This window comes from Nocardioides insulae DSM 17944 (assembly GCF_000422825.1).
GTDB classification, from domain to species: Bacteria; Actinomycetota; Actinomycetes; order Propionibacteriales; family Nocardioidaceae; genus Nocardioides; species Nocardioides insulae.
In genome coordinates this window covers 34318-55853 of sequence record NZ_KE383928.1, presented here as the reverse complement: position 1 = coordinate 55853, position 21536 = coordinate 34318, and the positions used below count along the sequence as shown (strand labels likewise).

General features: G+C 68.4%; 20 protein-coding genes. 11 read left to right on the top strand and 9 right to left on the bottom strand.

The genetic code is table 11. The features are described 5' to 3' along the window. Positions 1-57 precede the first annotated feature (57 nt). From G515_RS0110435 to G515_RS0110415, 5 genes are all read left to right on the top strand, one after another. Entirely contained in the window at positions 58-1542 is a 1485-nt protein-coding gene (locus tag G515_RS0110435; protein WP_051218209.1) for an AMP-binding protein, read from the top strand. A gap of 40 nt (positions 1543-1582) precedes the next feature. Then, positions 1583-2614 (top strand): NADPH:quinone oxidoreductase family protein, encoded by a 1032-nt coding sequence (locus G515_RS20770; RefSeq protein ID WP_051218207.1) that lies wholly within the window; start codon positions 1583-1585, stop codon positions 2612-2614. A 3-nt stretch (positions 2615-2617) separates the two neighbouring features. Next, entirely contained in the window at positions 2618-3781 is a 1164-nt protein-coding gene (locus G515_RS0110425) for an acyl-CoA dehydrogenase family protein (protein WP_028660090.1), read from the top strand. A 239-nt stretch (positions 3782-4020) separates the two neighbouring features. Continuing rightward, on the top strand, positions 4021-5331 hold the full coding sequence (locus G515_RS0110420) for a TRAP transporter substrate-binding protein (protein WP_051218205.1): 1311 nt from the start codon (positions 4021-4023) through the stop codon (positions 5329-5331). A gap of 174 nt (positions 5332-5505) precedes the next feature. Beyond that, positions 5506-6120 carry a TetR/AcrR family transcriptional regulator gene (locus tag G515_RS0110415; protein ID WP_028660088.1) on the top strand — a complete coding sequence of 205 codons (615 nt, stop codon included), beginning with the start codon at positions 5506-5508 and terminating at the stop codon, positions 6118-6120. A gap of 354 nt (positions 6121-6474) precedes the next feature. Here the strand turns inward: G515_RS0110415 and G515_RS0110410 are convergent, their stop codons facing one another. After that, positions 6475-6906: a VOC family protein gene (locus tag G515_RS0110410; protein ID WP_028660087.1), complete on the bottom strand. Its 432-nt coding sequence runs from the start codon at positions 6904-6906 to the stop codon at positions 6475-6477. A 181-nt stretch (positions 6907-7087) separates the two neighbouring features. On the opposite strand from G515_RS0110410, the gene G515_RS20765 reads away from it, so the two are divergent. Next, positions 7088-7852, top strand: a complete 765-nt coding sequence (locus tag G515_RS20765) for a DUF4184 family protein (protein WP_169570545.1) — start codon at positions 7088-7090, stop codon at positions 7850-7852. A gap of 30 nt (positions 7853-7882) precedes the next feature. Here the strand turns inward: G515_RS20765 and G515_RS20760 are convergent, their stop codons facing one another. Further along, positions 7883-8614: a winged helix-turn-helix transcriptional regulator gene (locus G515_RS20760; protein WP_036555594.1), complete on the bottom strand. Its 732-nt coding sequence runs from the start codon at positions 8612-8614 to the stop codon at positions 7883-7885. Between the two features lie 137 nt (positions 8615-8751). On the opposite strand from G515_RS20760, the gene G515_RS0110395 reads away from it, so the two are divergent. Next, positions 8752-9612 carry a class I SAM-dependent methyltransferase gene (locus G515_RS0110395; protein WP_028660086.1) on the top strand — a complete coding sequence of 287 codons (861 nt, stop codon included), beginning with the start codon at positions 8752-8754 and terminating at the stop codon, positions 9610-9612. A gap of 131 nt (positions 9613-9743) precedes the next feature. On the opposite strand, the gene G515_RS0110390 is transcribed toward G515_RS0110395, so the two are convergent. The 3 genes from G515_RS0110390 to G515_RS0110380 form a co-directional block, all read right to left on the bottom strand. Then, positions 9744-10226, bottom strand: coding sequence for a DinB family protein (locus tag G515_RS0110390; RefSeq protein WP_028660085.1), 483 nt, complete (start codon positions 10224-10226; stop codon positions 9744-9746). A gap of 255 nt (positions 10227-10481) precedes the next feature. After that, positions 10482-11765: an ankyrin repeat domain-containing protein gene (locus G515_RS23495; RefSeq protein ID WP_028660084.1), complete on the bottom strand. Its 1284-nt coding sequence runs from the start codon at positions 11763-11765 to the stop codon at positions 10482-10484. Continuing rightward, on the bottom strand, positions 11762-12757 hold the full coding sequence (locus G515_RS0110380) for an SMP-30/gluconolactonase/LRE family protein (RefSeq protein ID WP_028660083.1): 996 nt from the start codon (positions 12755-12757) through the stop codon (positions 11762-11764). Before G515_RS0110380 ends, G515_RS23495 begins: the two co-directional genes overlap by 4 nt. A gap of 140 nt (positions 12758-12897) precedes the next feature. Here G515_RS0110380 and G515_RS0110375 point away from each other — a divergent pair, with 140 nt between their 5' ends. After that, a complete protein-coding gene (locus G515_RS0110375; protein WP_028660082.1) occupies positions 12898-14109 on the top strand; it encodes a sensor histidine kinase in 1212 nt (403 codons plus the stop codon). Further along, positions 14106-14732 carry a response regulator gene (locus tag G515_RS0110370; RefSeq protein WP_028660081.1) on the top strand — a complete coding sequence of 209 codons (627 nt, stop codon included), beginning with the start codon at positions 14106-14108 and terminating at the stop codon, positions 14730-14732. Before G515_RS0110375 ends, G515_RS0110370 begins: the two co-directional genes overlap by 4 nt. Before the next feature lie 382 nt (positions 14733-15114). Here G515_RS0110370 and G515_RS0110365 read toward each other — a convergent pair whose 3' ends face one another. Beyond that, entirely contained in the window at positions 15115-15492 is a 378-nt protein-coding gene (locus G515_RS0110365; RefSeq protein ID WP_028660080.1) for a hypothetical protein, read from the bottom strand. A gap of 166 nt (positions 15493-15658) precedes the next feature. Between G515_RS0110365 and G515_RS0110360 the strand changes: the two genes are divergently transcribed. Continuing rightward, on the top strand, positions 15659-16270 hold the full coding sequence (locus G515_RS0110360) for a BBE domain-containing protein (RefSeq protein ID WP_028660079.1): 612 nt from the start codon (positions 15659-15661) through the stop codon (positions 16268-16270). Between the two features lie 140 nt (positions 16271-16410). Here the strand turns inward: G515_RS0110360 and G515_RS20750 are convergent, their stop codons facing one another. After that, positions 16411-16770, bottom strand: a complete 360-nt coding sequence (locus G515_RS20750; RefSeq protein ID WP_051218199.1) for an antibiotic biosynthesis monooxygenase family protein — start codon at positions 16768-16770, stop codon at positions 16411-16413. Between the two features lie 53 nt (positions 16771-16823). Here G515_RS20750 and G515_RS0110350 point away from each other — a divergent pair, with 53 nt between their 5' ends. Then, positions 16824-17552 (top strand): GNAT family N-acetyltransferase, encoded by a 729-nt coding sequence (locus G515_RS0110350; protein ID WP_028660078.1) that lies wholly within the window; start codon positions 16824-16826, stop codon positions 17550-17552. A gap of 37 nt (positions 17553-17589) precedes the next feature. On the opposite strand, the gene G515_RS0110345 is transcribed toward G515_RS0110350, so the two are convergent. Both G515_RS0110345 and G515_RS0110340 read right to left on the bottom strand, forming a co-directional pair. Then, a complete protein-coding gene (locus tag G515_RS0110345) occupies positions 17590-18867 on the bottom strand; it encodes a pentapeptide repeat-containing protein (RefSeq protein WP_028660077.1) in 1278 nt (425 codons plus the stop codon). Further along, positions 18864-21281, bottom strand: coding sequence for a P-loop NTPase family protein (locus tag G515_RS0110340; RefSeq protein ID WP_028660076.1), 2418 nt, complete (start codon positions 21279-21281; stop codon positions 18864-18866). The genes G515_RS0110345 and G515_RS0110340 overlap by 4 nt, the downstream gene beginning before the upstream one ends. Positions 21282-21536 lie beyond the last annotated feature (255 nt).

Genomic DNA, 21536 nt, shown 5'->3' with positions numbered 1-21536 from the left:
GGCCGACGGCGAACTGGAACCACTGACGAGAGCCCTTGGCTGTGAGGGGAGCATGGTGTGCAGACATTGACCGGTGAGTCGCTTGTGATGCGACTGAGTGAACTGGCGGCGAACTCGCCGGATGCGATTGCCGTGACGGCGGAGCGGGGCCACTTGAGCCGCGGCGACCTTGAGTCGGGTTCGAACGGGTGGGCCGGAGAGTTCATCCGGCGAGGCGTCACGGTGGGCGACGTCATCGCCTTCGCCCTGCCCAATGACCTGGAGTTCTTCAGTGTTCTCGTAGGTGCTTGGAAGGTCGGGGCAGTGCCGCTACCCGTGAGCGACAAGCTGTCTGATGCGGAGTTGACGCTGATGCTGGAAGCCGCGGCGCCGGTGGTGGTGATCGGCCGCGAACTGGAAGCTGTCGAGGGACGCACCTACCTACCGGCGGACCTCGACATTTCCGATGCAGAGGACGTCGATCTCGCCCCGAGCGTGGTGTCCCCATCGTGGAAGGCGATCGGGTCCGGGGGCAGCACTGGCCGTCCGAAGGTGATCGTGACTCCGACGCCGGCGTTGCTGTCCAGTCAGAACTTCAAGAACGGGCCAATGGGGATCGGTGAGAGCGAGACCACCGTGGTCACCGCTCCGCTGAGCCACAACGGGCCGTTCATCGCGGCCGTCCAGACGATCCTGCAGGGTGGCCGGGTCGTCCTGACCGGACGGTTCGATCCGAAAAACGTCCTGGCCGCGGTCGAGCAGGAGAAGGGCACCTGGTTGTACATGGTGCCCACGATGATGAGCAGGATCTCGAAGCTGCCTACGGAGACCCGCGAGCGTTATGACCTCAGTTCGCTGAGGCGAGTGGTGCACATGGGTGCTCCCTGCCCCGAATGGGTCAAGCGGGCCTGGATCGACTGGCTCGGCCCGGAGACGATCGCGGAGATCTACACCAGCACGGAGGCAGTGGCCATGTTCTCCGTGAGCGGGTCCGAATGGCTGGACCACCCGGGAACCGTCGGCCGGCTGAGCCGGGGCGAGCTGCAGATCCGCTCCCGCGAGGGCAAGCCGCTGCCGGTCGGCGAGACCGGCCTGATCTGGGTCAACAACGGATCACCCGGAGGGAGCGCGAGCTTTCAGTATCTCGGCGCGCAGGACGAGCCGGGCGAGGGGGGATGGAGGACCCTCGGGGATATCGGGCGGGTCGATGAGGACGCATACCTCTACATCGCCGACCGGGAGACGGACATGATCCTTGTCGGCGGGTCCAACGTGTACCCGGCTGAGCTGGAGAGCGCGCTCAGCGACCACCCTGCCGTGGTCGACGTGGCCGTCATCGGCCTCCCGCACGACGACCTGGGGCAGGCACCCCACGTAATCGTCCACGTGGCCCAACCGGTCACGGAAGAGGAACTTCTGGAGCACTTCCTCCGGAAAGTTTCGGCGTACAAGCGACCCCGGTCCTGGGAATTTGCCGATGAACCCATCCGGGATGCCGCCGGCAAGATCAACAGACGCCGACTGCGCGAGGCCCGGCTGGCCGCGCCCTCCACGGTCTCGTGACCGCGCCCCGACATCTGATGGGACACAAGAAATGACAAGCATGCAGTCGTGGCTCAGTCACCTCCCGGGAGGCCCGGAGACGCTGAGCCTGGACGACGTCGAGTGGCCAGAACCTCGGGAGAACCAGGTCCGAGTGAGGGTGGCTGCTGTCGGGATCAACTTCCCCGACGCCCTCCTCATCAGGGACCTCTATCAGGTCAAGCCGGATCGTCCCTTTTCGCCTGGGGGAGAGTTCAGTGGGGTGGTGGACGCGGTAGGCGCGGGGGTCACCGGTCTCAACCCTGGGGACGCTGTGGTCGGCATCTCTGGGTGGGGAGCCTTGGCGGAGTACTTCTGCGTCGAGGCGGGCCGGCTCACCCTGGTACCTCGGGAGATTCCCATGGTGGAGGCTGCGGCGTTCCTCTTCACCTATGCCACCGCCTATCACGCGCTGTTCGACGTCGGCAGAGTGAAGCCCGGCGAGACGGTCCTGGTCCTGGGAGCCGCCGGAGGGGTCGGATCAGCCGCGATCGACCTGGCGAGGGCGACCGGTGCCAGGGTCATCGCGGGAGCCTCGAGCCGGGAGAAGCTCGAGTTCGCTCTTGCGGCAGGTGCCGAGTCCGGCTTCGTCTACGCCCGGGACATGGCCTCCACACCAGCGCAAAAGGCGCTGAGCGCCGAGATCAAGAAGCTGGCGCCGGGCGGCGTCGACATCGTCGTCGACCCGGTGGGTGGCGGCTACTCCGAGCCGGCGTTGCGGACCTTGGCACACTGCGGGCGGCATCTGGTCGTGGGCTTCACGGCCGGGATCCCGGCCATTCCGCTCAACGCCGTGCTGTTGCGCAGCAGCAAGATCCTCGGCGTCGATTGGCGGACCTTCACGAAACGCCACCCGAAAGAGAACCGGGCCAACGTCCAGGAACTATTTCGCCTCTGGAAGGCCGGCGAGATATCACCCCGCATCACCAAGACCTTGCCTTTCGGCCGCGTACCGGAGGCCATTGCCGACATCGAATCCAGGAGCGTCCTGGGGAAGATCGCGGTGGACCTCGACATCAACACCGCACGACTATCCATCGAAGAAGAAGGCTGAACCATGGACTTTGAACTGACGCACAGCCAGAAGGACCTCCAGGCCCGGGCCCGCGAATTCATGGAGATCGAGGTTCTGCCCCACTACCGGTCGTGGCCGCTGGCCGTCGAGGACTACGGGACAGAACTCACCACCCACCTCAAGTCCAAGATGCACGAATACCGCATCGACGGATTGAACGTTCCGAAGGAGTACGGCGGTCAAGGACTGGGTGCCACCGAGGATGTCATCGTCCTCTCCGAGACCTCGAAATCGCCCCGGCGCCTGCCCGGCGCTACCTTTGCGCCGTGGCCGGTGATGTACGAGGCCTCGGATTACATCAAGGAGAAGTACCTCTATCCGGTGCTCGAGGGAAAGACCGGCTGGTCCATGTGTTTTACCGAGCCGGGCGCCGGTGCCGACCTGGGCGGCATCCGCACCACCGCAGTGCTCAAGGACGATCACTGGGTGATCAACGGCCGCAAAATGTGGCGGACCGGCCATGCCACCGCCTCCTACACCGCGATCGCCGCCGTCACGGACTCTGAGAAGGGCAACCGCGGCATCAGCGTCATCCTGGTGGACAACGACAACCCCGGCATCAAGAAGGTCCGGGACATCCCGGTCATCTCCCGCTCATGGGGCTCCGAAGAGGAGATCGAGCTGGACAACGTGATCGTCCCGCGGGAGAACCTTCTCGGCGAAGAGGGTCAGGGTTTCAAGATCGCCCAGCACCAGTTCAACCGCTTCCGCCTCCGCCTCGGCGGCGGGGCACTCGGCGCCGCCCAACGCAGCCAAGACCTGGCCATCGATTACGCCAACACCCGCGAAGTCTTCGGCGGCAGGCTGGGCGACAACCAGGCCATCCAGTGGATGCTTACCGACAACCAGTACGACATCGAATCCATCCGCTGGAACACCTTCCACGCGGCCTGGCTCGTGGACAACGCCAACAACGACTACTCATCGACCCGCCTTCAAGCCTCCATGGTCAAGGGCTACTGCATCGACGCCGGGCTGAGAGTCGTCGACCGATCCATGCAGGTACTGGGTGGTCGTGGCCTCGCCCTGGACGACTACCCCTTCAGCGACTTCTACAACCACCTGCGTATGTGCAAGCAGATGGAAGGGCCCACCGAGATCATGAAGATCGTCATGGCCCGCGAACTCCTGGGCCGCAGGGTCTGACCCTCCCGAACGCAGGACCCCTCAGCCTGCGCTGCCGCGAAGCACAGCGCCAGAGGACCCGGACCCCGGGACATCCCACGCAAGGACACTCCCACGCTCCGGCCCAGATGCAGCCCGACGCAACCCGAACTCCACCCGAGTGGCGCCCGGCGAGTGCGGGCCAGGCCGGCGGGACGTCATGCCTCAACGAGGCCACCTGAGCGGACCCCGAATTCGCATTGCCCTCAAGGGAGGCGCAGATGAACAGCAACGATCCACGTACCGACTGGCGTCGGAAACTGGTGGCCCCGGCCGCACTCTCGATCGCCGCCCTCGCCCTAACCGCTTGCGCCGGCAGCGCAGGCGGCGGAGACACCGGCAGCGGAGACAACGCCGGCGGAGGTGAAGGATTCGCCTACGGCGCCTCGCAAGACGAGGTCGACGCCGCCGTCGAAGACCTGGAACCGGTCACGTTGACCTTCCAGCCCACGGCCGCCTCGCAGAACACGATCGCCGCCCCAGCCGGCATCGCCTTCAAGAAACTGGTCGAGGAACGATCCAACGGCAAGATCACTCTCGACCTTGTCTGGGGCCAGGCGATTGCCGACTATGCCGAGATCCACGACGCCCTCGTGGATGGCCGTGTGGACATCGCCGACACCCTGCCGGTGTACCAGCCCACGGAGTTCCCTGCCGTCAACGACCTGGGCACGGTGATGGCAGGTCTTCCCTCCTCGCCCTACATCGGAGAGATGGTGGCCAACGCCGTCGGCAATGAGGCGGGCTGGAACAACGACACGGTCCTGACCGAGTACGAGGAGATGGGGTTGACGCCGCTCACCCCCTTCAAGGCCCTCGGCGGCTACTACTACCTGTGTGACGAACCGGTGCAGTCTGCCGAGGACTTGAAGGGCCGGCAGGTGCGCATCGCCTCCGCTGCCCAGGCAGAGCAGGTGAAGGAGCTCGGCAGCACGCCGGTGTCCATGGAGTACGGCGAGGTCTTCGAGGCCCTGCAGCGCGGCGCGGTCGACTGCACTCTCGCTCCGCTGCTGACGTCGGCGGAATCGGGGCTCCTAGAGGTCGCTCCCCATATCGGCTACACCACCGACTACAGCTTTTCCCGGTCGCCAGGAGCGTTCCTGGCGGGGTCGAGCTTCAAGGAACTTCCGCTGGCCTACCAGCAGATCCTTTTCGACGCCAACATGACTGCCCAGGCCACCAACATCCTCGGTGTGATCAAAGGCAACGCCATGGCGATCCAGCAGGCAAAGGAGGCCGGTGGCGAGATCCACGAGCTGGACGAAGATGTGCAGCAGACCCTTGGCAAGCACGCCGAAGAACTCGCGGAAGAGACCCTCGCCAACGAAAACCTGAACGACGATGCGGGCGAGGCTATTGCTGCGTCCATGGACGCATGGCTGGAGAAGTTCGCGTCCCGCGGCTATCAGGACGGCGGCTCCACCGAGGACACGGACGTGTGGTTCGACATAGACACCGACAGCACTGAATTCGACGAATACGCTACTGCCCTCTACGAAGACGGTGCCGCCATGGATCACCGGCCGGAGTGACGCTCACTCCTCGACGACGAGACGCGGGTGGGTGGCTGGTGAAGGGCGCCACCTCACCCCGCCGTCGTCCGCGGGGGTGATCTGGTCCCGCCGGACACGAGGCCACTGCGTCGGCCTCTAGCATGAGTAGAGCACGAGCGAGGGCATGTGCCACGACAAGGAATCAGGTGTGCGATGGCGAGACCGCGGGGGGACCATGTCAGGGAAGACGTCGTTCTGGCCACGTTCGAGCTCATTGCGAACCGCGGGGTGGACGGGATGTCCATGCGTGCACTGGCCGAGGCGACTGGTCTGAGCACAGGGACGATCAATTACCACTTCGGCTCCAAACGCAACGTTCTGTTCGCTTCGATCGGTCACGGCTACCAGCAGCGACCCCGGGTCTGGGACGAGAACGACCCGGTCTCCAACCTGAGGCGGCTGCTTCACCGGTTCGAGTTGTCCAACCATCGCCGCCAGACTTGGTGGCGCTTCTGGTTGGCTGTCTCGTCCTACGCCCAGGCTGACGAGGAGGTCGCCGCTTACCTCGAGGCTCGGCACAACGAGAACTACGAGAAGTTCGAGACCACGGTCAACGAGTGCGTCGAACAGGGCCTCTTCCCCACAGATCTGGACACTGGAACTGTCGCCAAGACATTGGTGAACGCCGCCTACGGACAGGCCATCGCGCAACTCATCGGCGGAGTGGAGCCGCAGGACGTGGCCGCCTGCTTCGACCGCCAGATCCAGGAATTGAGCCGCAGCCTAGACCACGTTAACGGGGATAGAACGCTTGCTGGCACACCCTAGTGGCGCGTGCTTGAAGCTACGCTCGACCAGGCGGCACTTCAGTGTCGCCCTCGAACTCCTCGGGTGGGCTGGTGGCCGTTGGGACTGCTGCACGGTTCGGAGACAGGTTGACCTGACCCATAGTGGGCGGTTCGAGGCACTTGCTCGGGGAGCGCCTGTCCTGCAAGCCGAACCCCTGCTGGGGCTGACACCGGGTCGGCGGCCATCAAGGCGCCGGGCGTGCAGCCGAGGTGCCGGATCAGGGGCAGCCCTGCCCGATGGCGGATCGATCATCGCGTCTGCCGACAGTTCGGTCGTATCGGCCACGGCCATCTCCTTTCGGATCAGACCAGACCCGACCCCGCGCACCGCTCTTCAGACGGTTCCGCGGACACTCCCATCGCGAACTTGCTTCGCTTGATCGGTCACCGGCGTGAAGAGGTTGACCAGGTTGCCGTCGGGGTCGCGGAGCAGCAGGGAGCGATTGCCCCACGGCATCGTGGTGGGCTCGTTGACGAACTCGATCGCGGGCTCTGTGCCGGACGTGGCGGCGAGGCGTTGGTAGTCGTGGTCGACATTCTCGACGAGGAGTTCGATGATCGCGCTGTGATTGTCGGCGGCGCGGGCGCTCCCGGGCGCGAACAGGGGCACGGTGCGGGTGCTTCCGATGGCGAGGGTGCCCGACGGGGTTGCCACTTCGGCGAAGTCGGGCGTTGCCCAGGTGGCCGTCAGGTGGGTGACGCGCTCGTAGAAAGCGACGAGGCGAGCGACGTCGTCGGTGATGAGGCGGATCGAGACCAGGTTCATGGGTGCTCCTCGCGGTGACGTGGTTTCCGGCACGCTACGTGGCACAGCGGACAGATTCGGTCCCGTATCTCCGGACGCGGGAGTTTCGGCCCACAGGAGGGGTCGTCGGCACGTCCAACTGCGATCGATCCTGATGAACGCGGGTCCTGTCCTCGTCGGGCCCCCGCCCTAGCCTGTGGCTGTGCCCTTGACGCTCAGCCACCCGGCTGTCGTGTTACCGCTCCGCCGGCTTGGCCTTCCAATGACGACACTGGTCGTCGGATCCATGTCGCCAGATTTTCCCTTGTTCCTCCACTGGCCCCGCGGATACGCGTTCTCGCACAGCCTCGCCGGCGTCGCCACCGTGGACATGGCCGTGAGCCTGACCGTGGTGTGGTTGTGGTTCGCGCTGTTTCGCGACGCGATGATCGATCTCGGCCCCGATGCGGTCCGGGCACGTCTGCACGCGCATGTACGGCTCACCCCGCGCGACTGGATCCTCAGCGTGCCCGCCGCGTGGCTGGGTGCCTTCACGCACGTCGCGTGGGACTCATTCACGCACTCCGACCGCTGGGGGTCCGAACGAATCGCCTGGCTGGGGCTCGAGTACGAAGGCATGCCCCGCTATGAATGGGCGCAGTACGCCTCGACACTCATCGGCCTTGCAGTCGTGGGCGTGGGCGGCATCCTCTTCCTGCGGAGGATGCCTCCTGTCCACGAGCCGGATCTTCGTCCGAGGTGGGTGGCGGTCCTGTTGCCAGCTGCCCTGCTTGTCGGAACCTTCGTGGGTCTGCTCGTACTCTCGAGCCATGCCTGGCCGATGTCACCCTCGACCGTCCTCACCTACGCACTGAACGTCTCCATTGCGACCTGCTGGTCCGTGGCCGGGTTGTGCGTCGCATGGCGGCTCTTCCTCCGTCCGACCGCGATGGGCGGGAACGCATCTCTGTCGCCGCCCGACGCCTGACACCTCCGGCGGTGGCCACCTGCTCGTGGATCAGTCCGAAGTCGGTGTTCCAGTGATGTCTTCGGTGTCGGGCTCGGCCAACAGGCGGCGTACGGCCGGCGCGAACGGGCTCCAGGCGAACCATCGCGGCAACGCTCGGGTGAGCCGTGGCGGGCCCGACACGGAGATGGTCCCCTCGGTCGTGGCCGCGACGTAGGAGGTGATGCCGGAGAAGACCCGCATCAGGGCCACCGCGTCGGTGTTCACCACCACGTCGCTGTCGAATCCGGGCGGGTCGGTGCATACCGAGGACTCACCGCGATCCAGCACGATCCAGATCCTGGTCGGTGCGGTGTCCACACCCCGGTAGTCGAACTGCACGACGATCCGACCCGAGGGGATCTCATCCCACACCAGACGTCGGGACATCCACCAGGTCAGGGTGACCGGATCGACCTCGCGCGGGACGGGCTCAGTGAACATCCAGCGCACCGCCCACTCACCGACGGCCATGATCACGCCCTCCAGGTCTCGTCCCGCCGGAGTCAACTGATACTCGTGTCCGCGCCCGTGGCCCAGCTCGACCCGCTCGACCACGCCCTTGCGTTCGAGGTGATCCAATCGCTGCTTGAGCAGAGTGCGAGAAATCCCCGGCAGGCCCCGGTCTATCTCGTTGAACCGCCGTCCGCCGAGCACCAGCTCGCGGATGATCAGCGGCGTCCAGCGCTCCGCGATGACGGAGCTGGCGATCGCGACAGGACAGTACTGCGCGTAGTCCCTCACCCCGACCATTCTCCGACCATGACCGGGCCACGTCCAGAATCTGTCCCGCCGGGGTCCAGAACCCGTTCTGGCAGCAGTGCGCCCCCGCGGTGAGGCTCGGACAAAGGCCACCACGGCCAGACCCGAGGAGGTTCACCATGACATCCAACTTCGACCCGGTCGCGTTCAAGCGCACCACCCGTGCCCAGTGGGAGCAGGCGGCGGAAGCCTGGCACCGCTGGGGTCCGGTCATCGAACGATGGCTGGGCGACGCCACCGACGCCATGCTCGACGACGCCGCCCTCACCAGCGGCTCCCGGGTGCTCGATGTCGCTGCCGGTGCCGGGGGACAGACCCTGGCGGCAGCACGTCGCGTCGGCCCGTCCGGGCATGTCCTCGCCACCGACATCTCCCCCGCGATCCTGGAGTACGCCGCGAAGACGGCGGCCGAGGCCGGGCTGACCAACGTCGGAATCCAGGAGGCCGACGGAGAGGACCTGACCACCGTCGGGGCCGGGAGCTACGACGCCGCCCTCTCGCGGGTCGGGTTGATCTACTTCCCCGACCAGCACCGTGCTCTGACCCAGATCCACGGCGCCCTGAGATCGGGAGGACGGCTGTCCTCGGTGGTCTACTCCACCCCGGACCGCAACGGCTTCTTCGCGCTGCCGGTCGGCATCATCCGGCGCGTCGCCGCCCTACCGGCCCCTGCCCCGGGCATGCCGGGACCGTTCAGCCTGGGATCGCCCGGCGTCGCGGAGGCCGCCTACCGCGACGCCGGCTTCGTCGACGTCACGGTCCGGCGGATTCCCTCACCCTTGCGCCTGGAGAGTGCCGCGGAGTGCGTCCGATTCCAACGGGAGTCCTTCGGCGCACTGCATGCCATGCTCGCGGCGGTGACTGATGCCGAGCGGAGCGCGGCCTGGAGCGAGATCGAGGACACGCTGTCTCAGTTCGAGGGCCCCGAGGGGTTCGTCGGTCCCTGCGAGATGCTCGTCGTGTCAGGCGTCAAGCCCTGATTCCCGCAGCAGCGCCCGAGGCTGCCATCCGGTGACGTCGTACGGATTCCACCCCGCCCGGCACCGGACTTCGGCATGCTCATGCACACGCCGATGGGGCATCCAGCTGCGGGCGTGCCGACCCAGCCTGCTCAGCTCCGGTGGCTGCGGCGTTCGTGCAATTGCTCGACCAGGATGTCGCCGTGTCCGGCGTGCCGGGCGAGTTCCCTGATCATGTGCAGGAGGGTCCAGCGCAGGCTCACGGGAGTGCCCCGCCAGTCGAGGAGCTCGTCGAGGTCGCGGCCGGCGACGAGCGCTCGGGACCGCTCGCAGGCGGCGCGGTACGTCGCGAGCACGGACTCCCTGGTGTCCGTCGGTTCGAGCACGAAGCTCTCATCGACCGTTTCGGGGAGGTCGAGCTCCTTCCGCGTGCGTCCTCCAAGCCGGTGGTCGAACCACACCCGCTCGACGAAGGTGGCGTGCTTGACGAGTCCGAGCACCGTCGTGAGCGACGGCACCAGCCTCGCCCGCGCCTCGTCCTCGGTGATGTCATCGAGCAACGCGTCGATCGCGGATCGTTGGGCATCCACCATCGCCTCCAGCGAGTCACGCTCGCTTGCGGTCAGGGCTTCCACGACTGCCCACCCTAGGGGCTGCCACTCCAGCCTTGCCGGCGCGGTCCAACGCATCGCGTGGGTGGCCGCCGCATCGCGGCTCGGGGTTCATCCCGCTTCCGGCCGGTCGCTTCGTCAGGTCCACCACGACCTGGATACCTCGAGAGCCTGTCACCCGCGCCTGCTGCGGTCCCGTCCGCACGGAAACCGAGTCAGAGGATCCCTCGCCCTCGTCGCGGCGCCGGGCGCCCGTGCGCTGGGACCGCTGACCGTGGGTCAGCCGCGGAGCACGGCGACGATCCGGTCGTAGCCTCGGTTTTCGGCGTGCTGTAGCGCGGTGATGCCGTCGCCGTCGGTGATGGTGCGGTCGGCTCCGGCGGCGAGCAGGATCTTGACGACTTCCTGGTGACGCCGGCCGCCGTCGCCGAGGATGACCGCCTCCAGCAGGGCAGTCCAGCCGAGGTCGTTGACGTGGTCGATGTCGACGTCGGTCCGCACGACGCGGCGCACGTAGTCGACATGGCCGCGCTCGCTGGCCGGGATGGGCGAGAGGCCGCCGTAGCGGTTGCGGATGGTGAGGTCGGGGTGTGCCGGCAGCAGTGCCTCGAGCATCGGAACGCTGCCGGTGACGCCGGTGACCAACCAGGGTGTGTCGTGGCGGTCGTCGAGGGCGTCCGGGTCGGCGCCCATCGCGACAAGGACCTCGGCGACCGCGACGTGGTCGTGGCTGCTGGCCAGCAGGAGGGCGGTGCGCTGGCGCTCGTCGCGGGTCTCGATGTCGGCGCCGGAGCGGAGCGCGAGCGCCACGGCGTCGGCATCGCCCTGCCCCGCGGCGACGAGCAGCGCGCGGTCGGGGTCGGCGGGCGGGCGCTCGTTGGTCATGTGGCTCAGGATGCCCTCCAGTTGGTCGAATCCTCGCGCGCGGGCCATCTCGACGGGGGTGAGGCCGGCCGACGGCGACCGGTCGGTGAGCCGGACGCCGCCGGCGGCGAGTACCCGGACCGTGGCGGCGTACGACGGCGTGTCCGCGCCGAGCCACACTGCTTCGTGGATCGCCTGGTAGCCGATCCGGTTGACGTGGTCGCGGTCGACGCCGGCCCGGAGCAGGGCTCCGACGACGTTCGCGTGTCCGCGCTCGGCGGCCCGGATCAGGCCGGTGCCGTTCCAGCTGTCCTTGTCGTCCACGTTCGCGCGGTGGCGGAGGGTGAGTCGGAGCAGGTCGAGGTAGCCCTCGCTCGTGGCGATCAGATACGCCGACTGCTCGGTGTCGTCCTTGGCATTGACGTCGGCTCCGCGGAGGATCATCCGCCGGGCGCGGGGCACGTCGTCGGCCCACGCAGCGGCCCGGAGCCGGGCGTTCAGTGCCGCCTGGTCGAGCCGGTCATCAGGCTCGCGCCGGTCGACGGGGATGCGGTCGGACCCGGCCGGTGGCGCGGACGCCGGTGTCGTCGGTCGCCCTCCGTCTCCGGTGTCCGGTGTCTCGGCTGGTCCGCCTCCTCCACAGGCGCTCAGGACGAGCGCGAGCGGGAGAGCGGCGAACAGTGCGGTATGCGATCTCATCGGACGAACGGGCGGGTGATGACCTCGTACGGCGCCGAAGCGACGGGCTCGTCGAACTTGCTGTCCACGTAGAGCGTCTGTCCGCGCAGCAGCTTGGCCGTCGTGAGGACTCGATCGGGATCGGTGGACCGCTGGCCGACGAGGAGGGCGTGGCGACCGTCGGCAGAGATCCGCAGAGTGGCCAGCATCCTGGTGAAGTTGCGGATCACGGTGAGCCGGTTGCCCTCGCGCACCAGGCCGTCGGCGTTCACCAGGTCGGCGCCGCCCGTCTCGATCGCGCTGACCACGCCGGTGCGGGTCGAGAACCGCCACAGGCGGCCGGTGTTGCCCTGCGCGACAACGAAGGCACTGCGGTCGGCGGTCAGCACGATGCCGCCCAGGTTGAAGCCGTCCTGGCGCTCGATGGTGTCGGTGGCGTCTGCCCACAACGTGGCCCGCCAGCCGTCGTGGTCCGGGGCCACCCGGAAGACCTGCGGGTCGTTGGAGTTGGTGAAGTACGCCGCGCCGTCGGGTCCGATCGCGACGTCGTTGAGGAAGACGTCGGTGCCCGGAGCGCGGAGCGCCGCGAGCAGGTGGCCGCGCGCGTCGTAGACCCACAGGTCGGGGCGGTCGGCTCCGATGCCATTGGGCCCGCCGGCGACGTAGACGCGGCCTTGGCGGTCGACGGTGATCCCGCGTGCGGTGAAGCGACCGTCGGTGCCGTCGCCGGAAAGCCACTCCGTGGTCTGCGCGTGCCGGACGGAGCCGCGGTGGATCTCGCCACCGGTGACCTCGCTGACGTAGAACACGCCCCGTCGCTGGTCCGCGCCGATGCCCTCGAACTTCGAACCCGCCGGATCGGCCGGCCCCACGTCGTCGCCGATCAGCTGGTAGGCCGCCGGCGAGCCGTGGTGTCGAGCGTCCCCGTGGGCGAGGGCCGGGGTCGCGGCGAGGCCGGCTCCGACCGCGGCGACGGCGAGGAGTGAGCCGGTGACAAGAGTGGTGCGCTTCATGGGTGTCTCCTGGGTGCAGAACGAGCCGATGTCTCCACGGTGCTACGTCCCGGCTCCCCGGACCTCTGGCAACCGGCTAGGCCTCGATAGCCAATTGGCTGACGTCGTCGACCTCCGATCCTCCGTAGGCTGATCCGACGATGACCTCGCCCACCGACCAGCGCCGCCCCGGCGAGCACGGGATCCTCGCGACCGCCTCGCGACTCGACTTCTGGCTGCTCGTCGTGCTCGTGGTGCTCATCGCGACCAGCGCGACCCGGTACGTGGACCGGCACGGCCTGGACGCTGGCGGGGCCGCGGTACTGGCCGGGGCGGTGCTGCTGGGGCCGGCGTACGCCACTCGCAACCTGCTGCGCGGTCGCACGTGGTGGCCCATCGCGTGGGTGATCGGGATGGTGGTCGTGTGGGCCGCCTTGACCGCCCTGGCGCCGTCGTTCGCCTGGTGCGCGGTGCCGGTGGCGTTTGCGGTGCTGCAGGTGCTGCCGTTCCCGTGGGCGGTGGCGACGGTGGTCCTGATGACCGGGCTGCTGACCGCGTCGTGGCAGCGGATCACAGACGGCTTCGACCCGGTGCAGGTGGCCGGGCCGATCGGCGTCGGGCTGCTGACGGTGCTCGCCTACCGGGCGCTCGACCGGGAGGCGCGGGCACGGCAGGAGTTGCTCGACCGGCTGGTCAAGGCCCAGGACGAGCTCGCCGGGGAGCAGCGCCGCACGGGGGCGCTCGCCGAGCGCACCCGCCTCTCCCGCGAGATCCACGACTCGGTCGGTCAAGGCCTCTCGAGCATCAACCTCCTGCTCCAGGCCGCCGAGCGCTGCTGGGAGGCACAGCCCGAGACGGCCCGCGAGTACGTCGGCACTGCGGCGTCGACCGCCCGCGATGGCCTCGACGAGGTGCGCCGCGTGGTCCGTGACCTGGCACCGCACGACCTCAGCGCAGGTGGTACCCGCGCCGCCCTCCCAGCCGCGCTCGGCCGGGCCGTCGAGCAGGCGTCGCCCGGGATGCCGGTCGAGGTGCGCGTCGACGGCGAGCCGGCCGTCGTACCGTCCGACATCGCGTCGGCCTTGGTGCGCACCGCCCGAGGTGCACTGGCCAATGTGCGTGAGCATGCCGAGGCAGGACGGGTCGTCGTGACCCTGACCTATCACCCGGACGAGGTCGTGCTCGACGTGCGCGACGACGGGCGTGGCTTCGACCCCGACCAGGTACGACCCTCGGGGGCGCGCGGCCACGGCATCGCCGGCATCCGCGACCGCGCCGCTGCACTCGGCGGTCACGCCGAGGTCGAGAGCGCGCCCGGTGAGGGCACGACGGTGTCGGTCCGCTTCCCCCTGCCCATCGAGGAGACGCCGTGATCACGATCGTGCTGGTCGACGACCACCCGGTGGTCCGGGCCGGGCTCCGCGCCCTGATCGACGGGCAGGCCGATTTGTCCGTGGACGGCGAGGCCGACGGGCTCGCCCGGGCTCTGGAGGTGGTCGGCGCGCACCGACCCGACGTCGTACTGATGGACCTGAGCCTCGGTGACGGAAACGCCGGCGGCGCAGAGGTCACCGCGGCCCTGCGCGCGCTCGACAGCCCGCCGGAGGTGCTCGTGCTCACGACGTACGACACCGAGTCCGACATCCTGCGCGCGCTCGAGGCAGGTTCGCGCGGCTACCTGCTCAAGGACGCGCCGCCCGATGAGTTGTTCGCCGCCATCCGCGCCACCGCCCGAGGCGAGACCGTGCTCGCCTCGTCGGTCGCGGCGACCCTGGTCCGGCGTACGACTCCGGGCGCCACGCCGATCACCGAGCGCGAGGTGCAGGTCCTCCAGCTGCTCTCGCGCGGCCTGGGAAACAAGGATATGGCCCGCGAGCTGTTCGTCTCCGAGGCGACCGTGAAGTCCCACCTCTCGCACATCTACACCAAACTCGGCGTGGACACCCGAGCCGGCGCCGTCGCAGCAGCGATCGAACAGCGCATCATCAGGCCTTGATTCGACCAGCCCTCGAGGGAGGGGTCCGACTGGTGCTCGAGGAGATCGTGGACACGATCCTTCTGCCGTTGGTGCAGCCGAGCGCAGTCCCGTGAGTCAGCACCCTGGGCGTTCGGGCAGACGCTGGCCTCGTTCGACTCCGGTGATGCCGGGAGCAACGCCACCCTCCCGCCGAGTTCACCGCCACCAGGGCGGTCCCTGACCAACCCTCGAGCGAGCCATCGGAGGAGGCCAAGGAACGGAGTACCGGAGGTCTGCCCCGAGGAACCGCACCCGAGTCTGGACGGGGTCGAGCGTGGGTACCTGGCCCGTGGTCGATAGCCAGCCGGTGCCAGCCGCGGTGAGACGGACCACGCTCGTCTCCACCACGGTTGGGTCGCCGTCACGGGTTGCGGCGTACTCGTATGGTCGGGCTGACGTCGCCCCTGCACCCGGGCTTGGGAGCGACCTTGGCGAAGAAGCGCCCCTCGGTGCCCGTGTTGCCGGTTGACCACACGAAGGCGCGGCCTTGCCGACCCGTGGTGTCGGTCGCCCACAGGTGCGGCTCACCCCTCACGAGCTTGAACACCTTCACGGTCCGGTCAGCGGCACACCTCTTCGGCCTCGAACTCTTCACGACCCCGAACATGTCGGTGCCCTCCGCGCTGATGGTCACGGTGACACTGGCCCTGGCGGGCGCCGCTTGTGCCACAGGGGTCACGGTGGACAGCGCTGCAACCCCGCCCATCGTGAGTGCGATGGCGACGATCGATGACTTCATGACATTCCTTCCACGGAACGGATCTCGTTCCGTCGCAGAAGATGACCCTGAACCGAGGCAGGAGATACATGGAGCTCAGGCAAATCAGCCACAGTGGAACTTCGAAGGGGGAGCCGACAGCGCCGGTCCCACCCCCGGCGAGCGTCGATCTCGCTAGCCTTGTCCCATGGCCTTTGAGGTGGGTGGCCGCACGTTCTACGACGCCGGCCTCGCCGCACTCACCGCTGGTCAGTGGGCGGAGGCGGCCGAGTCGCTCGAGCAGGCTGCCGAGGTCGACCCGACCGCGGCCGTGCTCGAGGCTCTCGGCCGGGCCTACTTCTGGACCGATCGACCGGAGACCATCGAGGTGCGGGAGCGTGCCTACAAGGCCCACCGTGCGGCTCGTGACCCGTACGGCTCGGCTCGGGTGGCGACCGCGCTCGCCTTCGACCACCTCACCTTTCGGGGTGAGGAGTCGACCGCGCAGGGCTGGCTGCAGCTCGCTGGGCGGGCCCTCGAGGGGCACCCGGTGGCCGCCGAGCACGGCCACCTGTTGCTCTGGGAGGCAGACTTCGCGATCAGTGCGGCCGACCTCCGGGAGTGGACACGAGCGGTGCGTGCCTCCGTCGAGCCGTGGGCGACCGGTGACGTGTACCTCAACTTCATCAGCCACGAGGGACCCGACCGGCTGCGCGCCGGGTTCGGCGCGGGATGGGACCGCCTGGTTGCGGTCAAGCGCGAGTTCGACCCCGACAACGTGTTCCGGCTCAATCACAACATCAGGCCCTCCGCCGGATGAGGTGCCCGGCCAACGGGTGGATGACGATGGAGCCGTCTCGATCCAGGTGGTCCGGCAGAGCGCGAACGGCGTCCAACCGCCATCGCCGGTCGACGACCCGCAGCGTCGCAGACAGGTCGTCCTGAGCGGCGGCGCGATGCTCAGGGTGCGACCGACCGCTGCGCGCTCCGGTCCTCGGTCACCTCGGGCGCCGCGTCGCCGGCGGTCCACTGGTATTGCTTCCAGGTCGTGGCGATCGTGATCTCGTAAGAGGCGAAGAACTCCTCGCGACCTCGGTCGCGCGTACGGACGTGCTCGGGGTGGTCGCGCCAACGGGCGATCGCCTCGGGAGAGTCGAACCGGGCCACGGCGAGCTCCGAGCCGTCCTCCCCCGCGAATCCTTCGATGCCCACGAACCCCGGGATCTCGGAGACCAGTTCGAGCATGTGCTCGAATGTCCTCTGGTACTCGGCCTCGTCCAGGCCGTCTCGCGGGTGGATGTGGAAGAGGACGATCTCCATGACACCTCACCTTCCCTTGTTCAGGCGTCGGCTCGGGGTTCACCATGATGGGCATGACCCCGGGACCGAAGCTCGAGGGCCGTCACCTCGAAACGGTACGCCTCGCCGACCTGGACGACCATGCCTGCACGGAGCTCTATCGCGTCGTGCTGGAGCCGAGCTTCCCGCCCTCCGAGCTGATGACACTGGACGAGCTGGGCGAGGCCCGGCGTACCGGCGGCAGTGACGGCCTCACGTTGCTGGACGATGGGCGGCCGGTGGCCGTGATGGTCACGGAGGACTACCTCGGTGGCCGCGTCCGCCTTCTCACCTACCTGGCCGTCGCCGAGCCGGCGCGTCGCGAAGGACTCGCCTCGCACCTCCTCGCGGCGCTCCCCCAGGGAGCTGGGGCGCCCCTCGTGCTCGCAGAGATCGAGGATCCTCGCTTCCATGCCGTCGAGCGGGCCAGCGACCCGGCCGCGCGGGTCCGCTTCTACGAGCGGCACGACTGGCGATTGCTGCCGCTGAACTACTTCCAGCCGTCGCTGCGGGTGGGCTCGCCGCGCGTCGCACACCTGTTCCTGATCGCGTTGGACCCGCCGGACGGCGCCCTCGAGGGCGAGCTCATCGCCGACTTCCTGGCGGAGTACTTCATCGCCTGCGAGGGCGACGCGGTGGCGTACGACGCGGACTTCCGAGGCCTGCTCAATGCCGCTCGAGGTGACGCCGGGCGGCTGCGCGCTGGCTCCCTCGCCGACCTGACTGCCGCGCGACCAGACCCCGATGTGCCCGTCGGCGGGTGAGGCGCGGAACACGAGGAGTGGGCGCTGGGCGCGGCGATCATGGCTGCGGACCATCGAGCAGTGGCCTTCCCGCGTCGGGTCCGGGCGCCGCCGGTTCGCTGATCACCAGGCCGCCGGGCTCGCGCCCCTCGATCCGGGGTGGTGCGCTGCGCATGCGGGTCAGGTCGAGGTGTCCGCCCATGCTTGCCGTCTCCTCGTCGAGGACGAGCTCGGCGCCGTGGTTCCCGGCTGCCTCGAAGTCGACGTCGCGGGCGAACACGGTGCCGCGGAAGGTCAGCCGGGCATGGCTCTTCAGCTCCGCGTGGCGGAACGTGACGGGGGTGTCGAGATGTGCACCGTCGAAACGGACTTCGCCCTCCACGGTCGTCTTCTCGAAGCTCACCGCCTCGCTGCTCGACAGCGTGGCGTCTTGCATGCTCAGCGCCGGCCCGGCCCCGCGAGCTGCGCCGGCGTGAGTGCGCGCATCCTCTGGGCCGCTGACCAGGTGGGCTCCGAGGAACGACAACCTCGCGCCGCTCTCGACTCGCGAGCCGGCCAATGTCACCGATGCACCCTCGATCCTGGCGTCGGCGAAGGTCACCTCGGCGGTGAGCCTGGTGCCATCGAGGCACAACGAAGCCCCGTGCTCGAGGACGAGATCGTCGAAGCAGAGGTCGCCGAGCTCTATCCCCGGGCCGCCGAGGAGCATCCGTCCACCGGACAGCTGTGCGCCCTTGAAGTCCACGGGCCGGGTGAGCTTGATGCCGGACAGGTCGAAGGTGTGGCCGGACCAATCGGGCCTGCTCTGGGTCCCGAGCACCCAGCGCCGCCACAGGCCAACCCTGGGACTCGGTCTCAGGTGTTCGGCGATCACCTGCAAGACGGTGGTCCGGGAATTGACCGCGGCGGTTCCAGCCACTCCGGGTAGCCTGACGTGCGCGCAGAGGACCTCGATGCACGCCTGTCGCTGGTCCGGCCACCCGTCGGCCAGCTGGGCCATCGAGTAGACGCCGGCCATCCGCACCGCCTCGTCGTCGGTCGCCATCTGCTTCGCCGCGCTCTCGAACTGCGCCCGGAGTTGGCCCATCTGGTTCAGGCGGAAGGTCCGTGCCGTGTAGGCAAGGGTGCCGCCGGTGAAGACCATGATCAGGGCCGCCACCAGGTTGGTCCGGATGGCGGCCATCGCGTTGAAGCGCTCGACGTCGTCGGCGGAGAAGGACGACGTCATCAGGAGGGGCACGACGAGACCGGCGACCGAGAAGAGGCCGACCGCGAGCACGACGAGGGCGGCCGCTTCGAGGAATGCGGCCCGACGCCGGCTGCCCGGCGGACTCACGACGGCACCGTGTGGAGGTCTCGGGCGAGGGTGCTGCGATCGAGCCGGGTCAGGAACTGTCGCAGCTCATCGCCGAAGGGCGAGTCGGTGGTGTCGAGCTCGCTGACCTCCGGGCCCCGCGGAAATATCAGCTGGGCCAGCGCCAGGATCCGTTGCTCGCGGAGCGTGCAGCTGATCGCGTCGCGGTCGAACCTCTCGACTCCCGAGGCGGATGCCAGCTGCACGGCCCACTCGGTCGCCCGCTCCTCGCCGCGCGACTCGTTGACTTCGCTCACTCGGCGCAGCGCTCGGGCACGGATGTCAACGTAGAACTGCAGCGTGTACTCGTCGGGCGACCCGCTTTGCGGGTCCCCCGGCCGGGGCCCCGAGCGGTGGGACAAATAGGCGTGGAGCACAGCCCGGCCGTACGAGGTGGCAGCCGCGTCGAGCTGCCCCGCCAAGAAGCGCTGGTCGGCACGAAGCCGGTGCAGGTTGGCGATCAGCTCCTCGTCCGGGTCATCCAGGGGATCGCCCGGAGGCTGGACGAGCTCGGCGCTTTCCTTGCGGAGGTCCTCGACCTCGGACAGCTTTCCCTGTTCGAGGTGCATGTCTGCCCACTCGAACAGCGCCCACGGCTGGCTCCACCCGGTGAAGAGGGCCCTGGCGGCCTCGTAGTAGCGGTCGGCGTCCTCCCCCTCGCCCTCCTCGTAACGGTAGGTGTGCGCCAGCAGCACGTTGAGCATCGCTGCTACCTCTTGCTCGTACTTGTCGAGGCCGTCGCTGTGCGGACGTCCCATTCGCATGCTCAGGCCGCAGACCTCCGCGACGACGAGCAGGGACTCGCGCACGCCACCCCACGCTGCCTGCTGCGGTTTGACGGAGCGCAACGGGTAGCAGGTGAGGATGCGTCGGAGCGCTTCGTGGAGCTGGGCGAGCTGGGGCCAGGCACCGCCGGGCGCGGCCACCCGCTCGGTCGGGCCCCTGTGATGCTCGACGAGGTGCTGCAGGTCAGCCACCAGTTGGTCGCAGAAGTCGAAGTGGATGTAGTTGCCCCACCACCAGAAGGCGTCGAGGAACATCTTGCTGAAGTCGACAAGGGCTTCGCGCCGTTTGGTCGGGCGCGCGGCCTGGCCGCGGTGTACGAGCCACTCGCGCTTCTTGACCTGCCAGTCCGGGTCCTCGTAGACGAAGGCCGAGGTGTAGGGGTGCTTGGTGTCTTCCTCGTCCTGCAGCATCGCGGCGTAGTAGTCCGCTGCGCGTTCGTTGAGGTCCTTGAAAGCGGGGATGTCAAAGGTGGCCATGCGGTCCAGGAGGCCTCGCCGGATGAACGAGTGCAGCCTGATCCGCGACCCGTTGCCGGACAGGTCTTCGACGAAGGAGTAGCGCGCGAGCCGCCGGAAGACGTCGATCACGTTCCTGCGCTCGAGTTCGTTGCCGCCCAAGAGGTGATGGAGCAGGTCGACGTCGAGGTGGCGCGGTACGGCTGCTGCCTGCAGTGCCCGGCGCATCAGGTCGTCGCCCTGCCGCTCGACGAGTCGCTCGGCCAGCACGGCCCCCCGCTCCACGAACTGGTCGGGCAGGTTGCGGAGCAGCTCCCGGCGGTCGTCGAGGGAGCCGACGTCCGGTCCCCACAGCAGTTCCCGGACGAGGCTCAGGGTCGCTGGATGGCCCTGGCTCACCTCGTGGACACTCCGGACGATGTCCTCGGGCACCGGCTCGTCCACCACCTCTTGCGCCAGCCACCGCCCGACCGTCTTGCGGTCGAAGTTGTGGATCTCCGCCACGCGAGCGTTCGTCGGCAGCGCTCGGATCGAACCGCCGGAGTCTTCGGTGAGTACGACGACCGTCCCGGTCAGGGCCGGGAACACCTGCGCGGTGAGCCAGCCTCCGATCTCCTGGTCCGCGATCGCGTGGAAGTTGTCGAGGAGCAGCAGGCAGGGTGTCGTGGTGGTGGCGGTCTTCCACCTCCGGACGAACTCCTCGCCCAACGTTCCCGCCGCCCGGCGCCAGGCATCGGCGAGCGCCTGGGGCGCCAACGCCTTGTTCTCCTTGAGCTCGTCGAAAGTGGCCTGCAGGTCGGCCACCTTGGCGTTGGTGACCTGGGAGTGGCGCGCGTCCCTCGCGGCGACGCTGAGTTCGTCGCGCTCTTCGGGGCGCAACTCGCCGATGAGGTGCTGTAGCAGTCGCGCGAACTGGTGGAAGCTACCTTGCACCGCCCCCACGGAGGCGTCCTCCCCGCGCTCACCGGGGTGGCCGGGGTCGAAGTCCTCGAGCAGGACCCGGACCGCGCGCCGGGAGCCCCCGGAGCCTTCGAGGTAGCGCAACATCGAGGTCTTCCCCGAGCCGAGAATTCCGGAGAGCACCTCGACCCGCAGGTCGCCCGTGTCCTTGGCCAGGATGTTCTCGAGCAACCGTGGCTCGGCAACGATCAACATGGCTCTCCCTCCCCCTCCGCGGTCATCCTGAGCCGTGTCGTGGACATGTCAGCGGAGATGACGAGCGCGAGGTAGGCGCACGTGATGGCCGTGCCCCCGCATCCTCGCCTGCGCGGCGAGGGATCCGTGATCTGTGAGATCAGGCATGCGGCTCCCCCCGGAGCGGTTCGCGGCTCATGCGCAGCCCGAAACTCCAAAGTGCTCCCGGCGCATCGCGTTGTCAACAGATGCAGATGACGTCAACACGACCGGGCC

Bases quoted from the DNA above. Each gene is read 5' to 3' on its own strand.
- G515_RS20750 (WP_051218199.1), bottom strand. From the start codon at position 16,770: ATGGAGATCGTCCTCTTCCACATCCACCCGCGAGACGGCCTGGACGAG.
- G515_RS0110365 (WP_028660080.1), bottom strand. From the start codon at position 15,492: ATGAAGTCATCGATCGTCGCCATCGCACTCACGATGGGCGGGGTTGCA.
- G515_RS0110420 (WP_051218205.1), top strand. From the start codon at position 4,021: ATGAACAGCAACGATCCACGTACCGACTGGCGTCGGAAACTGGTGGCC.
- G515_RS0110375 (WP_028660082.1), top strand. From the start codon at position 12,898: ATGACCTCGCCCACCGACCAGCGCCGCCCCGGCGAGCACGGGATCCTC.
- G515_RS0110395 (WP_028660086.1), top strand. From the start codon at position 8,752: ATGACATCCAACTTCGACCCGGTCGCGTTCAAGCGCACCACCCGTGCC.
- G515_RS20770 (WP_051218207.1), top strand. From the start codon at position 1,583: ATGCAGTCGTGGCTCAGTCACCTCCCGGGAGGCCCGGAGACGCTGAGC.
- G515_RS0110380 (WP_028660083.1), bottom strand. From the start codon at position 12,757: ATGAAGCGCACCACTCTTGTCACCGGCTCACTCCTCGCCGTCGCCGCG.
- G515_RS0110360 (WP_028660079.1), top strand. From the start codon at position 15,659: ATGGCCTTTGAGGTGGGTGGCCGCACGTTCTACGACGCCGGCCTCGCC.
- G515_RS0110340 (WP_028660076.1), bottom strand. From the start codon at position 21,281: ATGTTGATCGTTGCCGAGCCACGGTTGCTCGAGAACATCCTGGCCAAG.
- G515_RS0110425 (WP_028660090.1), top strand. From the start codon at position 2,618: ATGGACTTTGAACTGACGCACAGCCAGAAGGACCTCCAGGCCCGGGCC.
- G515_RS0110415 (WP_028660088.1), top strand. From the start codon at position 5,506: ATGGCGAGACCGCGGGGGGACCATGTCAGGGAAGACGTCGTTCTGGCC.
- G515_RS23495 (WP_028660084.1), bottom strand. From the start codon at position 11,765: ATGAGATCGCATACCGCACTGTTCGCCGCTCTCCCGCTCGCGCTCGTC.
- G515_RS0110410 (WP_028660087.1), bottom strand. From the start codon at position 6,906: ATGAACCTGGTCTCGATCCGCCTCATCACCGACGACGTCGCTCGCCTC.
- G515_RS0110350 (WP_028660078.1), top strand. From the start codon at position 16,824: ATGACCCCGGGACCGAAGCTCGAGGGCCGTCACCTCGAAACGGTACGC.